The organism is Gelidibacter sediminis (genome assembly GCF_004364975.1).
Taxonomy (GTDB): Bacteria; Bacteroidota; Bacteroidia; order Flavobacteriales; family Flavobacteriaceae; genus Gelidibacter; species Gelidibacter sediminis.
Map to the genome: position 1 here is coordinate 77,139 of NZ_SOBW01000009.1, position 14,628 is coordinate 91,766.

Here is a 14,628-nt window from a genome sequence, read left to right on the forward strand (position 1 = left end):
CCGATAAAGAATCAAGAATCAATACTTGCTTGCAACAAACAGACAAACAACTGATGTTTGAATTATAATAGCCAAATCACTCGCGGTAGCAATATTTTTTAAAAGGAAGGTGTTATGTCGAAACTCTCCTAATGTCTCTTGCTTTAAATGGGTTTGTCAGTTTATTATTTAATGTTATTGCACACTAATGGTTTACACATAAATTGTGTGATGCAAATTTAATAATCTTGATTCAATCGGTAAAAGCGCTCAAGAATTTAAAAGATGAGTTCGAGTTTGTAGGTTTTAGATTGTCATAAATTCAAAAATAGAGGGAATTGTTTTGATATTCACAGTGAAAACCTATATTTGTTGAAATACATGTCACCTTCTATGAAACGATTATTATTGGTTATGGGCGTTCTTTTAACGTCTTTTTTAACATCCTGTATTCCTCATAAAGACATTGTGTATCTTCAAAATAAAAACACTGCTACAGATTCATTACAAGTTATGATTGAGCAGCAAAAACCATATCGCGTTCAAATTAACGACATTTTGAACATCCGGATTAAAGTCTTGGACCAGGACAATGTGAGTATTTTTAACCCAATTGGGGAGGGTAATCTAAATGCCAGTGCTTCTGAACGTGCTTATTTTGATGGGTTTACTGTAGATTCGCACGGTAAGATAAGAATCCCTGAACTTGGGCAACTCAGTGTGCTAGGCAATACAACCGCCGAGATTGAGGAACTGATTAAGGAGCGACTCTTAGCCGAACAATTTAAAGAAACGGCAAATATTTTTATCACGGTAAAATTATCTGGTTTGCGCTATACGGCCATGGGAGAAGTGGGGTCGCCAGGATCGCAGATTTTGTTTCAGGAGCGTGTCAATATCTTTCAGGCGGTGGCCAATGTTGGTGAGATTCCTGTAACAGGCGACCGTAAGGATGTGATGATCATTAGACAATACCCGCAAGGCCAGCAAATTCACCATCTTGATTTAACCGATGTGAATGTGATGAATTCGCCTTATTATTACATACAGCCTAATGACATGATTTATGTAAAACCACTTCAGCAAAAAACTTGGGGTACTGGTATTACAGGGCGAGAAACTTTGGGTACACTCATTACGGTATTAGGACTTGTCAGTACCACAATTTTATTATTAAGCAGGTAGGATGGAAGATTACGACAACGACTTTTCAGAACCAAGGGGCACGTATTTCGACTTTAGAGGCTATTTGTTTAAAGCCCTCAACTTGTGGAAATTTGTGGTGTTAAGTGTGGCCTTCGCATTAATTGTGGCGTACCTAATTAATGTTAGAAAACAAAGCATTTACAAATTGAGCTCGCTGATTTCAGTAGAGAGTGATCAGAATCCATTTTTTACCGCCAATACGAGCATTTCCTTTAACTGGGGTGGTGTTTCTGGAAAAGTAGGAAAGGTGCTTACCACGGTTAAAACCCGTACACATAATGAACTTGTGGTAGATTCGTTGCAATATTATATGCAGTATCTAAAACAGGGGAAATACCGCTTGGAGGATATTTATAAGAATGCCCCTTTTGTCTTGAATTTAGATAAAACCAAAGGGCAAATACTAGGAAAACCAATAGGTATAAAATTTATTAATGAGAATCAATTTCAATTACTGGCCACTTTTGAATCGGGTGGGTTTACAACACAACGGTATTCTGATAAAGAAAAACTTAATGGCAGTATAAAAATTGGGGAGTTTGCTAAAACCTACAATTTAGGAGAACAAATCAATCTGCCCTTCTTTAACGGGTCTATCACCAAACGTCAGGATGCTACAATTGTACCAAATACACAGTTCTTTTTTCAATTTCTAAATTTTGATTCGGTGGTTAGCCAATATCAAAATGGGATGATCATTTCACCCTATTCCGGGAGCTCCTCTTCTGTATTGTCGCTATCGCTTGCAGGCAGTAATAAAGCCAAAATTGTGGATTATCTGAATGCGACAACATCCATCTTGAGCAAGACCGAGCTCCAGCGAAAAAACTTATATGCCACCAATACCATCAAATTTATTGACAGCAGTTTAAACGCTGTAAATAATAATTTGAAGGATGTTACGGAAGAAATGAACACCTTCAGGAAACAAAATAAATTGTTTGACGTGACTGAAGAAATGGCGATTGTTTCAGAAAAATTAAAGGCATTGGATCTCAGTAGGGAAGAAGAACGGACCAAATTGAACTATCTCAATTCTTTAGAAACTTACCTGCGCACCAAAACAGATTACACCAAGATAGCCGCACCAACCTCTGTAGGTATTGATGAAAGCAATATTCTATCTAGTGTCGCGAAAATAACGGCGCTTGCCATAGAACGGCAGACAAAGGAATATACCGTAAAAGAAGGTAATCTAATATTTAAGGATATTGATAGGCAAATTGAAGCGGAAAAAAATGTGCTTTTAGAAACTATAGACAATACCAAACGCACCATTGGGATCAACCTAAATAACATCAATAACAATATTGCCAAATTTGAAGGGCAGTTGAGTAATTTGCCTGAAGACCAGCAGGAGTATTTAAAGATTCAGCGAAAGATGGATATCAGCCAAGAGGCTTATAATATCTATTTGACCAAACGTGGTGAAGCGGCCATTGTGAAAGCCGCCAACGTCTCCGACATCAGTACGATTGATGAGGCCAAAGATATTGGCGGGGGGCGTATAGGTCCTAACAAGAATCTCAATTATATGATGGGCTTGATGTTGGGCTTTTTTATCCCCATGTTTCTCATTTTTGTGGTGTTCTTGTTAGACAATACCATACATGGGTCTGATGAAGTACAGCGTTTGTCCAGTATCCCTATTATAGGCTTGATTGGGAAATACAACTATAAAAACAACCTAGTGGTATTTGAAAAGCCTAAGTCGGCTGTGTCAGAATCCTTTAGGTCAATTAGGTCCAGTTTGCAGTTTTTTTATAAAAAACAAGGTGAAGAAGATGGTAAGGGTAAAACCATTATGATTACCTCCTCTGTGAGTGGCGAAGGGAAGACCTTTTGTTCTATCAATATTGCCACAGTATATGCCTTGTCTGGGAAAAAAACCTTGTTGTTGGGCTTGGATTTACGAAAGCCTAAAATTTTTGGCGATTTTCAAATCACTAATGATCAGGGCGTCGTGAACTACCTGATTGGCGAAAGTGGTTTTGACGCTATTAATTACCAATCGCATATTGAAAATCTTGATGTAATTCCGTCAGGACCTGTACCTCCAAATCCGTCAGAATTATTGATGGGCGACCGCATGAAGGAATTAATTGCCTACGCACGGAAACATTATGACATGATTGTGCTGGATACTCCACCATTAGGATTGGTCACTGATGCTCTAGAACTGACGCAATATGCCGATGCTACCTTGTTTATGGTGCGTTTAGACTATACAAAAAAGGGAATGCTCGCCTTAATTAACGCCAAATACAAAATGGGAGAGGTTAAGAACATCAGTTTTGTATTGAACTTCTACAAGCACAAAACCAATCACAATTATGGGTATGGTTATGGCTACGGTTATGGCTATGGTTACGGGTATGGAATGTATGGCAATGCCTATCATGAGGGTAACGGCAGACGCTCGCTTTTAAAGCGCTTTAAGAAATTTATACAATCAAATACTTAAGTCACCACTTTTGATCACTCCCAGACAGTTGCAAATAAAGCGTGTTTTCGATGTGCTTTTTGCCCTATTTTTATTGCCTATCCTGATCGTTCCTATTGGAATACTCATTGTATTGGCCCGTTTGGATACAGGGGCTAGTGGTTTGTTTTTACAAGAGCGGATTGGGCAGTATGGTAAGCCCTTTAAAATTTATAAAATTAGAAGTTTAAAACAAGGGGTGCATCGTTTGGGGCATATGGATTACCATGCGACGTCTTTTGGGGGCTTTATAAGAGTACATAAATTGGATGAACTGCCACAACTGTTTAATGTTATAAAGGGCGAAATGAGTTTTGTAGGGCCACGCCCCGATCTACCCGGCTTTGCGGATACGTTGGAAGGCGAAGACCGAATCATTCTAGATATCAAACCGGGTATTACGGGACCGGCTACCTTGAAATATAAAGATGAAGAATTGATTCTGGCAAAACAGTTAGACCCAGAAAATTACAATAGGACGGTTATCTGGAAGGATAAGGTTGAAATCAATAAAAGATACGTGAAAAATTATAGTTTTTCTTTAGATTTGCACATTCTTTTAAAATCAATAAAAAACGCATAATGACGACACAAACTAAAATAACTGTTATTGGATTAGGCTATGTAGGGTTGCCACTGGCAGTAGAATTTGCAAAAAAGTTTCTCGTAGTCGGTTTTGATATCAATCAAAAAAGAATTGATGAACTAAATCAAGGCATTGATAGAACTCTGGAAGTTAATAATGAGTTACTTCAATCTATATTGGTCACTGATAAAAACGCTGAAAGCGGATTGTTGGTGTCGAGCGAATTATCAGATATTGAAGATTCTGATTTTTATATCGTTACAGTACCAACACCAACAGATGCACTCAATAAACCCATTTTTACACCGTTGGTAAAAGCGAGTGAAACTGTAGGTAAGGTCCTAAAAAAGGACGCTGTGGTTATTTATGAATCTACAGTGTATCCAGGGGTTACAGAAGACATTTGCGTGCCTATTTTGGAAGAAGTCTCGGGACTGAAATTCAATGAAGACTTCTTCGCGGGCTATTCACCAGAGCGTATCAATCCAGGAGATAAAGTCCATACGGTAACCCAAATTTTAAAAGTCACTTCCGGGTCTACTCCAGAAATTGCTATTAAAGTAGATAATCTCTATAAAACAATTATCACCGCAGGCACTCATATGGCGCCTAGCATTAAAGTGGCAGAAGCTGCAAAGGTAATCGAGAATTCCCAACGTGATATTAATATTGCCTTTGTGAATGAATTGTCTAAAATCTTTAGATTATTGGACATAGATACCAAAGCGGTTTTGGAGGCTGCGGGCACCAAATGGAATTTTATTAAAATGTCGCCAGGATTAGTTGGTGGTCACTGTATAGGTGTTGATCCTTATTATTTGGCTCAAAAAGCTATAGAATCAGGTTATAATCCTGAAATTATTTTAGCAGGTCGTAAAATGAATGATAGTATGGGAGGCTATGTAGCTCAGGAAACTGTCAAGATGATGATTAAAAAAGGCGCGCGAATTAAAGGCGCCAAAGTTTTAGTGTTAGGGATCACTTTTAAAGAAAACTGTCCTGATATCAGAAACTCTCGAGTGATTGATATTGTGAAGGAATTTGAAAGTTATGATGTGGATGTTGAGGTGTATGATCCTTGGGCTTCCGCAGAAGAAGTTAAACATGAGTATGATTTGGATTTGATATGTACAGATACCAAATTGGCGTCCAAATATGAAGCGATAGTTTTGGCTGTTTCTCATGACAAATTTTTAGATTTAGACATCCAAAGTTTAAAATCAGAGACAGGCGTAATTTTTGACGTTAAATCCTTATTACCAAAAGATTCCGTAGACGGCAGATTATAATGATGTATACACATGCATACCATACCGAAGATTTATCAACATACAGCTTTTTAGTGACAGGAGGTGCCGGATTTATTGGATCTAATTTGGTTCAATATCTACTGCAACATGGCGCTAAAAAAGTGAGGGTGTTAGATAATTTTTCGAATGGGTATCGTGAAAATTTACAGGAATTTATGGACCATCCCGCTTTCGAATTATTAGAAGGTGATATTAGGGATGTGGACACCTGTCATAAAGCGGTACAGGATATGGACTTTGTGTCGCATCAAGCGGCATTAGGCTCCGTACCCCGATCCATCAATGATCCCGCAACCACCAATGAGGTTAACATCTCAGGGTTTTTAAATATGATGGTTGCGGTAAAGGAAAGTCAATCAGTAAAACGCATGGTGTATGCGGCTTCGAGTTCTACTTATGGTGATAGTCCGTCCTTGCCAAAAGTTGAGGATATCATTGGCAAACCCTTATCACCTTATGCAGTCACAAAATACGTGAATGAATTGTATGCTGATGTGTTTGGTAAAACTTACGGCACAGACACGGTGGGGTTGCGTTATTTTAATGTATTTGGTCCAAAACAAAGCCCAAATGGTGCTTATGCGGCGGTCATTCCGTTATTTATGCAAGCATTAAAAGATAATCAATCACCAAAGATAAATGGCGATGGCGGACAAACGCGCGATTTTACATTTGTAGACAATGCGGTACAAGCCAATGTAAAAGGGTTTTTTGCCTCAAAAGCAGCAGCTAATCAGGTCTTCAATGTGGCCTGTGGCGAACGAATAGACATCAATTATTTATGGGAAGCTTTACAATCCGCCGCTGATTCTAAACTGGAGGCCATATACGGTCCAGAACGCCAAGGCGATGTCCGCGATTCTTTAGCAGATATCTCAAAAGCCCAAAAGTTATTAGGCTATCAGCCATGCTATACGGTGCGCGAAGGTTTGAAAATTACTTGGGACTGGTTTGCAAAATCTACACCAGCACAAGATTAAATCTGTTTAATTCTCAAACAGTTAGTTCAAAACGATACTTGTCCACAATTATTAGTACTTAGTTCGTTATTGCAGGGACATGTCAATAAAATTCAGCAAGTATATTAGTAGTTACACTCAAAAAGCTCCTCCCTTTAGCCAAAGGGAGGTGTCTGGTTCTCCTTCGGAGGAGAACCAGACGGAGGGTTTGAGGAATCTAACTAAAACATTCAGTTATTTCTTTCAGCACAGAAGGTAAACCATCAAAAACGAATTTATTTTCAAATCGGATGACTTTATATCCGAGACTCTCAAAATATAACGTGCGCTTGCAGTCGTATTCCTGAACTTCAGGATTGAAATGGCCTTGTCCATCCAATTCAATAATTAAATTCTCAGAAGCACAATAGAAATCTACAATATAATGGCCGATGCTGTGTTGTCTGGTAAATCGCTTGTTTTCTAACTGTCTCGATTTTAAGTGTGTCCATAGAAAAGCTTCGGCGGGAGTTAGGTTTCCTCTAAGAACTCTCCAGTAACCTTGTAATTCAATTTTAGTATGGAGGCGTGGTTTGGACATGTATTAAAAATACAATTTATTTGCATATTCAGTTGGTTTTTTTTGAGGGAGAAATTTTCAAACATCCCGTCCAAACTGCGTCTGTCCACCCCTCTTCGGCTGAAGAGGGGAGCTTTGTTAGCTACATATCACAATAATTCAGATGAGTGTAATGTTAGTAACAATTAGAGTGAGCAATCTCATGATTTGAAGGTTTTAATCAACAGATTGGCGCGTCACTCCTTCGTCACTCCTCGCAATGACGGTGTGTAGGCGTCGCTCCACACGTCGCTCCTGACAATGTCGATAAAAAAAGCGAACCAATTTTGGTTCGCTTTTCATAACAGTCAGAGAATTGCTATACAACCTCAATCAGTTGCAAGGCATTAAACACCCCATTGTTTAATGGGTATTGAACGCCATTAACTTCTTGATAAAAGCTAATGTACAGGGCGTACAATTGTATGCCGCTGCCTGTTGGAACTGCTGGTGTGAGCACTACATTGGAAACTGTCAAATCAATTGGTAAATTGATAAGAGTGCTCAACTCCGCTTTGTGTTGTCGCGTTTCAAAATCCACCTTCACAAAGGCGGCTCTCAAACTGACATGTGTGGCGCTCACCGGATACGCAATATCCTCAGCAGGAATAAAACTCGGAATTTGCACTTCACCCGATGTTGGGTTGAGCGTGAATTCTGCCAACAATACACTCTCTAATGGCGCTCGATTGTTGAAATCGAAGCCGCGAAGCTGAGTTTTGCCATCAACGGTTAAAAGTCCGGTGGCTACATTGCGTTTGCCACGCTCAGAAGTGAGATCCGCATTTTTGACTCGAGTCATGTGTTGCGTTAAACGCGAGGTCACACGACTGTCTTGCGCGTCCTTTAACAGCGGACGCAGCACCCTTCTTAAAAGTTTGCCAGCTTTTGCCGAATCTGCAAACTCTTGACCGTTTTCGCGAGTGCGTTTAAATGCAGGATCATTTTTTATCCGATCGCCACTTACACCACCTTTGGTGCGTACTAAATACCCATCTGTGCCCTTGTAAAAGGTAAGATCGTCTAGAGTACCCTCGATCTTGATTAAGCTTTTTAACTTTGCCATTTTTTAGCTTGTATTAAAAATTTATATTAAAGTTTGTTTACCAGCTAGGCTTTTTTAGACTTGGGCAACGTGCATACAACGGCGCCTTTGTAATTGGTTGTCAAGCTTATGAGCTTCTGATGGGACAATATTAGGGAGAAGTTTTTCAGTTGTTTGTCAATATTTCCGTTTCTGCACTATAGGGGGCATCTTTGCTAAAGGAGCTGTTTATTTCCTTAAAAATTTAGCTATCATTTACACTTTAGTCTGCAGGCCATGCACGCTATTTACAATCTTCATACACTATCCATACAGCATCCATACAGCATCCATACAATATCCATACATCATTCATATATCTTATTGGATAAATTTAAATTTTTTTATACAGCTAAGCTTCCAAACTAAACTATGTCCGCGATGCCAAATTATAAAATGATTGATGCTCATACCCAAAAAAAAGAACTATTGAACTCAACTGATTTCGGTTTTGATATCCTACTCCTTTTTTTTATGAAGTATATTTTTGGGAAAGCCACTACAGATAACTACTCTTATTTCTGTACTATAAATTTATAGTAAAGCAATAGTATCTTGGTGTACCTAATGGCTCTGGGAAATTCTAGATTTTGGGATCTTTATAATATTTCGGTAGTCTCAGGCAATGACCTAAGACACTACGCTGAAAGACCTAAGACATAGGGCATGCTTTGCGAGCATTTAAAAATTAAACCCATTTGATTTTCATTTTTAAGTTTAAATACATAAACGCCATTTTGGGCTTTTGCAAAATGATCTATTTTTAAATGTCCCGGACAGCTTGCTGCTCTAAGCAAAAGAATATTGTATAAGATTTTAATCGGACAACACTATAAACATTTGGTAATTTTTAAAAATGTAAGGTTATCTTCTGATTTAAAACATGTTATGTAGTAGATGCAACACTCAATGATAACCTAAAATGTCAATAATATAAGATATGTCTTACTATTAATTACACTTTATCTAATTTATATGTATTTGCATGTGTTTTTAAGGATCAATACCTAAATTTAAGAAAATACATTAATTAATCCTCCAAATCCCAAAAGTGATGAAACCTAGATTATTTTTAAATTCAACCGATATAGCCAGTATAACTGGCTATTCACAACGGAATGCCCGTAATATTATGGGATGGATCCGAACCGAAAAAGGGCTCTCCAGTAAACAGGCAATTAGTATTTTTCATTTTTGCGAGTGCTTTGATTTTCCTATCTATATTATTTATGAGTATATCAACAACCCAGACTTTAATTTAATCCCCATAAATGAGCTTGAGATTTATAAAGCCAAGGCACACCAACGTGCGCAACCAGCGACACCTCTAGACTTAAGTGTTTTCGAACCGATTATTAACCAGCCAAGAAAAATTTAGGATTCTTCTAAATGACATGTGATTGGTCCAGTATTTTAACGATTTATTAAAATAGTTTCTTTAATTCCCAATTTCCAATAGCTTTTGTATATTCGCTTCTACCTAACCATAAAATTTTGAGTGCTCATAAACCAGACGATTGGCTGTACACTATTTCATCCAAGCAAAACTAATCGAATTTAATTTTACCGAAATCTGGCGGTATCGCGATTTGCTGTTTTTTTTGTAAAACGCGATGTGGTGACGGTGTATAAGCAGACCATCTTGGGGCCGCTTTGGTATCTCATTCAGCCTTGTTTACAGCACTTAGCTTTACACTTATTTTTAATAAAGTGGCCAATATCGAAACAGGTACGGTGCCGCCGTTCTTATTTAACTTGGCGGGGATTTCCATATGGAATTATTTTAATACCTGCCTGATGTCTACAAGTGATACCTTAACAAGTAATGCTGAAATTTTCGGGAAAGTCTATTTTCCGCGAATTATCATGCCTTTATCTGTTATTATTTCTAATTTGATGAAGTTTGGAATACAGCTACTGATTTTTATTGCGTTTTATGTATAGTATTATGTTAATGATGCAGCTATTCATGTGGATAGCAGTATTGTGTTTTTTCCTTTTATTGTCATTTTGATGGGCTTGCTCGGATTGGGCATAGGGATGCGCATCAGTAGCATATTCACGAAATACCGAGACTTGAAATTTTTAGTTGGTTTCGGGGTGCAGTTGCTGATGTATGTATCGGCGGTGATGTATTCGTTAGCATTCATGCGCGAGAAACTATTTAAAATAGTTTGGATAGTAGAATATAATCCAGTTGCCTATATGATTGAAACAGCACGTTATATGTTATTGGGAACGGGGACCTTTAATTGGTTCGGCATTTTATATACGATTGGAGTGACCTTGGTCATTTTGTTTTTAGGAATTGTAGTGTTTAACATAACGGAGAAGACGTTTATTGATACGGTGTAGTGGCGAAAACGAAACTCTTATTATAAACCGTCATTGCGATGAGCGGATCCCTTCTCAACAAGCGTCATTGCAAGGGAGGTACGACCGCGGCAATCTCCAGGTTGAGGCGCCATAACAAACAGATTGCTTCAGTCGTACCTCCTTCACAATGGCGGAACATATTGCCACGTCAATCCTTACGTCGCTCCTGACAATGTCGATAAAAAAAGCGAACCAAAATAGGTTCGCTTTTTATAACCGTCAGAGAATTGCTATACCACTTCAATGATTTGCAAAGCATTCAACACTCCATTGTTTGTAAAGCACGTGGGATGGCGTGTGAATCTTAACTAACTTTTTTTTTATGCTCAATTCAATAAGAGTATGAGGAATTTTGTTGTTCTCTTTATTATAGGAGCATCCATTCTTTTTACAATTCTTGATTCCTATTACTTCTTTAATTAGGCATCATTGTTTATATTAGCCACAACCAATCACAACTAAGAATATATCTTCGTATTAGTATTAATTTATGCCTTTAGAAACTCGAGTTTATCAAAAAGAAAGAACCATAAAATTTGGGGCGCTTTTAAAAGCGAGTTTAGGAGATATGTATGCTTCCCGATTTTTGGCTAGGCAGTTGGCCGAGCGAGACATTAAGGCCCAATATCGACAATCTTATTTAGGTATTCTTTGGGCATTTATGACGCCATTAGCTACAGCTGCAGTTTGGATTATTTTAAATAGTAGTGGTACTGTTAGAATTTCAGATACTGGAGTACCATATCCGGTGTATGCGTTTACTGGGACTTTGATATGGTCCATTATCGTAGCGTCTATTAATTCTCCTATGCAGAGTACACAAGCAGCAAAGGGTATACTTACTAAAATCAACTTTCCTAAAGAGGCCTTATTGCTGTCTGGTGTGTATAAATTGTTATTTGATAGTTCTGTCAAGATACTGCTACTGGTCTTATTTGTATTTTTCTACGGCGTCGGTTTTCACTGGAGTTTATTATTGTTTCCTGTAGCAATGCTAGGTGCTATTATGTTTGGTACTACAGTAGGTTTGTTTTTAACACCCATGGGTCTACTATATAAAGATATAGGTAAGATTATTACCTTTGGAATGCAGTTTTTAATGTATGTCACTCCAGTAGTATATGCTATTCCTGAAACAGGTGTTATGAAAACCATTATGACTTGGAACCCTATAACGCCCATCATTTTAACCGCACGGGACTTAGTGGTTGGTTTTCAGCCAGCTTTTCTAAATTATTTCCTTATCGTGCTGATTGTTTGTGTGCCTTTGTTGTTTTTAGGATTGATTATTTATAGGATATCGATTCCTATTATTGTGGAACGACTGAGCGCTTAGGGGCAGGGATGGGAGATGGTAAGTTGGTATTAGCAAATTTCGGATAGATTACAAGGAGAAGTGGAAATAAAAGTTTAATATACATGTCTGAAGATAGATCTATGGTTGCCGATAAGGAAGTGCTGGTGAAGGTGGAGGGATTGAGCAAAAAATTTTGTAAGGATCTTAAAACAAGTCTCTGGTATGGGGTGAAGGATTTGATTAGTGGTGTACGTGGTTCTGCGGATGACCGGGAGTTACGCCCTAAAGAGTTTTGGGCAGTAAAAGATATTAATTTTGAGTTACGCCGTGGCGAGTGTTTGGGGCTGATAGGACATAATGGCGCAGGTAAATCTACCTTACTAAAAATTCTTAACGGATTGATAAACCCCGATGCAGGAAAGGTCACTATTAAAGGGAGAGTGGGTGCTTTAATAGAGCTTGGAGCCGGTTTTAACCCAATTCTTAGTGGGCGTGAAAATATTTATAATAATGGGGCTATTTTAGGCTTTAGCCGAAAAGAAATAGACAGCAAACTAGAAGAAATTATAGCTTTTGCAGAGCTAGAAGAATTTATAGATATGCCAGTACAGCATTATAGCTCTGGTATGAAAGTGCGTTTGGGCTTTGCAGTAGCCGCACAGATGGAACCCGATGTGATGATTATAGATGAGGTTTTGGCTGTGGGGGATATGGGGTTTATGTTGAAGTGTTTTAAAACTATTGATACTATTTTACCACATACAGCAATTATTTTTGTCAGCCATAGTATGCCTATGGTATCTCGAATTTGTAGTCAGATTATTCTATTGGATACAGGTAATATTGTTTATAAAGGAGATGACGTTGGAAAGGCTATAGACCTATATTATAAAAAATTTATACAAAATTCGAGTAATGTGGTATTTGATGATGGAACAATAGAATTATTAGACGCTAAAATCGTTAGTGATGAACACAATGATAACATACCTTTGATACGGTGGGACGAAACTTTGAAGTTTTATTTAAAGTTTAAGAGGTATAATCTTGAGAATAATTTAATTTTTATTTTAGTTTTATTTGATAAAGAACAAAGACCAATTGCTCATTTAAACCATAATGATGAAAACTCAAAAATAGATTTGAAAAAAGAGATTATAGAGTTTTTTATCGAACACAAAAATCTACAATTGTCAAAAGGATTTTACTCGGTAGATATATCTGTATATAAAGCTAAAACTAGAGAACCTTATCTAAAAGTAAAAGGAGCATTTTTATTTCAAGTTTCTCATGAAATTGAGATTTTTCCATCTTTTTTGCTAGCAACTGATTTTTTTGATGTATAAAATTATAAAATAATGAAAGAGTTGAAAAATATAATTAAAAAATCAAATAATAGATTTGATTTTTGGATATCCTTTATAAATCAAAGAAAAGTCAGTAAAATCGCCGAAATTGGAGTTTTTAAAGGTGAGTATGCTGAGAAAATTTTATTAAGCTGTAGTGAAGTTTCAAAGTATTTAATGATTGATCCATGGCAGCATTTAGATAATTGGAACAAGCCTGCAAATGTTGGAAACGATACTTTTGAAGAATTTTATAATGAGGCCTTAAAAAGAACTGATTTTGCAGATAATATAAGAGAAATTTTACGTGGTAGAACAAAAGATGTTCATGATAGAATTAAGAATGATTCCTTAGATTTTGTTTACATAGATGGAGATCATACCTTAAGAGGGATAAGTGTTGATTTAATAACTATTTGGGATAAAATAGCTCCTAATGGATTCATAGGAGGAGATGATTTTTGTTCTAGTATTTGGCAACATGATGGTACTTTTGAACCTACATTAGTTTTCCCCTTTGTTGTTTACTTTGCAGAAGCTAAAGATGCTGTGGTATATGCATTGCCTTTTAATCAATTTTTAATTGAAAAAGGGTCTAAAGGATTTAAGTTTATTGATTTAACAAAAGGAGAATATGAAAATTTAGGTTTATTATATCAGTTAAAACTTAAAAAAAATCAAAATAAAAAATCATTTTTATCTAAACTATTTTAAGAATGAAGCTAATTTTAATTCATATACCAAAAACTGCTGGCAGTGCAATCTATTTAACATACAAGGAAGATTTATTTAAGTATTGGGGGCACGATACAAGAGAAAATGATTTTGAAACTTATGCTGAATATATTATTAAGAATAAAAACTCATTCACGCATCTTAAAAACTTATTTTTAAATAGTTCGAAAAAGGATAGAATTATATCGTTTGCAGTGGTTAGAAATACATGGGATAGAGTGTTCTCCAGTTATAATTACCTCTCTAAAGGAGGGCTTGAGGTAATGGACGATAAAGATTATAAACAATATGTGGAGCCATATGATGATTTTAATCATTTCGTATCAGAAGGTCTTGAGAAAGCATACCTAGAGCAAATTCATTTTAGATCTCAACTTTATTGGATTGCGGACAAACATTTAAATATACAAGTAGATAATGTTTTACATTTTGAAAATATTGATAAAGAACTTGAAGAGTTTATGAACAAGTACTTAATTAAGCCTAAAAAATTAATGGTTTATAATAAAAAGGGGTCTATTAATTATAAAGATGTCTATTCTAAGCCGAGTGTCAAAAAAGTTGAAGAAATTTATAATGACGAAATACAAAAATTTGGTTTCAAATATTAAATAACAAATGCCTAATAAAAAGTGATATTCTAATGGGAATTAATCTAATATATCACATG

At 36.7% G+C, this 14,628-nt stretch carries 12 protein-coding genes and 1 pseudogene; 11 read left to right on the top strand and 2 right to left on the bottom strand.

Going from position 1 to position 14,628, the window contains the following annotated elements:
- The first annotated feature begins 372 nt into the window (after positions 1–372).
- Genes BXY82_RS13270 through BXY82_RS13290 form a run of 5 tightly spaced genes read left to right on the top strand, consistent with a single transcriptional unit; the run spans position 373 to position 6,543 of the window.
- Positions 373–1,164: a polysaccharide biosynthesis/export family protein gene (locus BXY82_RS13270; RefSeq protein WP_133758726.1), complete on the top strand. Its 792-nt coding sequence runs from the start codon at positions 373–375 to the stop codon at positions 1,162–1,164.
- A 1-nt stretch (position 1,165) separates the two neighbouring features.
- Positions 1,166–3,649: an exopolysaccharide transport family protein gene (locus tag BXY82_RS13275; protein ID WP_133758727.1), complete on the top strand. Its 2,484-nt coding sequence runs from the start codon at positions 1,166–1,168 to the stop codon at positions 3,647–3,649.
- A 10-nt stretch (positions 3,650–3,659) separates the two neighbouring features.
- Entirely contained in the window at positions 3,660–4,250 is a 591-nt protein-coding gene (locus tag BXY82_RS13280) for a sugar transferase (protein ID WP_133758728.1), read from the top strand.
- A complete protein-coding gene (locus BXY82_RS13285) occupies positions 4,250–5,542 on the top strand; it encodes a nucleotide sugar dehydrogenase (RefSeq protein ID WP_133758729.1) in 1,293 nt (430 codons plus the stop codon). The genes BXY82_RS13280 and BXY82_RS13285 overlap by 1 nt, the downstream gene beginning before the upstream one ends.
- A 2-nt stretch (positions 5,543–5,544) precedes the next feature.
- Positions 5,545–6,543: an SDR family oxidoreductase gene (locus BXY82_RS13290; protein WP_133758831.1), complete on the top strand. Its 999-nt coding sequence runs from the start codon at positions 5,545–5,547 to the stop codon at positions 6,541–6,543.
- Between the two features lie 196 nt (positions 6,544–6,739).
- On the opposite strand, the gene BXY82_RS13295 is transcribed toward BXY82_RS13290, so the two are convergent.
- Both BXY82_RS13295 and BXY82_RS13300 read right to left on the bottom strand, forming a co-directional pair.
- Positions 6,740–7,102: an endonuclease domain-containing protein gene (locus BXY82_RS13295; protein ID WP_133758730.1), complete on the bottom strand. Its 363-nt coding sequence runs from the start codon at positions 7,100–7,102 to the stop codon at positions 6,740–6,742.
- 337 nt (positions 7,103–7,439) lie between these two features.
- Positions 7,440–8,186: a hypothetical protein gene (locus tag BXY82_RS13300; RefSeq protein ID WP_133758731.1), complete on the bottom strand. Its 747-nt coding sequence runs from the start codon at positions 8,184–8,186 to the stop codon at positions 7,440–7,442.
- Positions 8,187–9,258: 1,072 nt separating this feature from the next.
- Between BXY82_RS13300 and BXY82_RS13305 the strand changes: the two genes are divergently transcribed.
- The 6 genes and pseudogenes from BXY82_RS13305 to BXY82_RS13330 all read left to right on the top strand — a co-directional run bounded on the left by BXY82_RS13305 (position 9,259) and on the right by BXY82_RS13330 (position 14,569).
- Complete coding sequence (locus BXY82_RS13305; protein ID WP_133758732.1) at positions 9,259–9,582, top strand: hypothetical protein; 324 nt, start codon at positions 9,259–9,261, stop codon at positions 9,580–9,582.
- A 116-nt stretch (positions 9,583–9,698) separates the two neighbouring features.
- Positions 9,699–10,559 (top strand): annotated as a pseudogene (locus BXY82_RS13310) (ABC transporter permease).
- Between the two features lie 511 nt (positions 10,560–11,070).
- Positions 11,071–11,916, top strand: coding sequence for an ABC transporter permease (locus tag BXY82_RS13315; RefSeq protein WP_133758733.1), 846 nt, complete (start codon positions 11,071–11,073; stop codon positions 11,914–11,916).
- A gap of 83 nt (positions 11,917–11,999) precedes the next feature.
- Positions 12,000–13,223, top strand: coding sequence for an ABC transporter ATP-binding protein (locus BXY82_RS13320; protein ID WP_243835841.1), 1,224 nt, complete (start codon positions 12,000–12,002; stop codon positions 13,221–13,223).
- A 12-nt stretch (positions 13,224–13,235) separates the two neighbouring features.
- Positions 13,236–13,937: a class I SAM-dependent methyltransferase gene (locus BXY82_RS13325; RefSeq protein WP_133758734.1), complete on the top strand. Its 702-nt coding sequence runs from the start codon at positions 13,236–13,238 to the stop codon at positions 13,935–13,937.
- A 2-nt stretch (positions 13,938–13,939) separates the two neighbouring features.
- Entirely contained in the window at positions 13,940–14,569 is a 630-nt protein-coding gene (locus BXY82_RS13330) for a sulfotransferase family protein (RefSeq protein ID WP_133758735.1), read from the top strand.
- The last annotated feature ends 59 nt before the right edge of the window (positions 14,570–14,628 follow it).

Excerpts from the sequence above, each read along its gene's own strand:
- BXY82_RS13270 (WP_133758726.1), top strand. The coding sequence starts at position 373 with ATGAAACGATTATTATTGGTTATGGGCGTTCTTTTAACGTCTTTTTTA.
- BXY82_RS13275 (WP_133758727.1), top strand. The coding sequence starts at position 1,166 with ATGGAAGATTACGACAACGACTTTTCAGAACCAAGGGGCACGTATTTC.
- BXY82_RS13285 (WP_133758729.1), top strand. The coding sequence starts at position 4,250 with ATGACGACACAAACTAAAATAACTGTTATTGGATTAGGCTATGTAGGG.
- BXY82_RS13290 (WP_133758831.1), top strand. The coding sequence starts at position 5,545 with ATGTATACACATGCATACCATACCGAAGATTTATCAACATACAGCTTT.
- BXY82_RS13295 (WP_133758730.1), bottom strand. The coding sequence starts at position 7,102 with ATGTCCAAACCACGCCTCCATACTAAAATTGAATTACAAGGTTACTGG.
- BXY82_RS13300 (WP_133758731.1), bottom strand. The coding sequence starts at position 8,186 with ATGGCAAAGTTAAAAAGCTTAATCAAGATCGAGGGTACTCTAGACGAT.
- BXY82_RS13305 (WP_133758732.1), top strand. The coding sequence starts at position 9,259 with ATGAAACCTAGATTATTTTTAAATTCAACCGATATAGCCAGTATAACT.
- BXY82_RS13315 (WP_133758733.1), top strand. The coding sequence starts at position 11,071 with ATGCCTTTAGAAACTCGAGTTTATCAAAAAGAAAGAACCATAAAATTT.
- BXY82_RS13320 (WP_243835841.1), top strand. The coding sequence starts at position 12,000 with ATGTCTGAAGATAGATCTATGGTTGCCGATAAGGAAGTGCTGGTGAAG.
- BXY82_RS13325 (WP_133758734.1), top strand. The coding sequence starts at position 13,236 with ATGAAAGAGTTGAAAAATATAATTAAAAAATCAAATAATAGATTTGAT.
- BXY82_RS13330 (WP_133758735.1), top strand. The coding sequence starts at position 13,940 with ATGAAGCTAATTTTAATTCATATACCAAAAACTGCTGGCAGTGCAATC.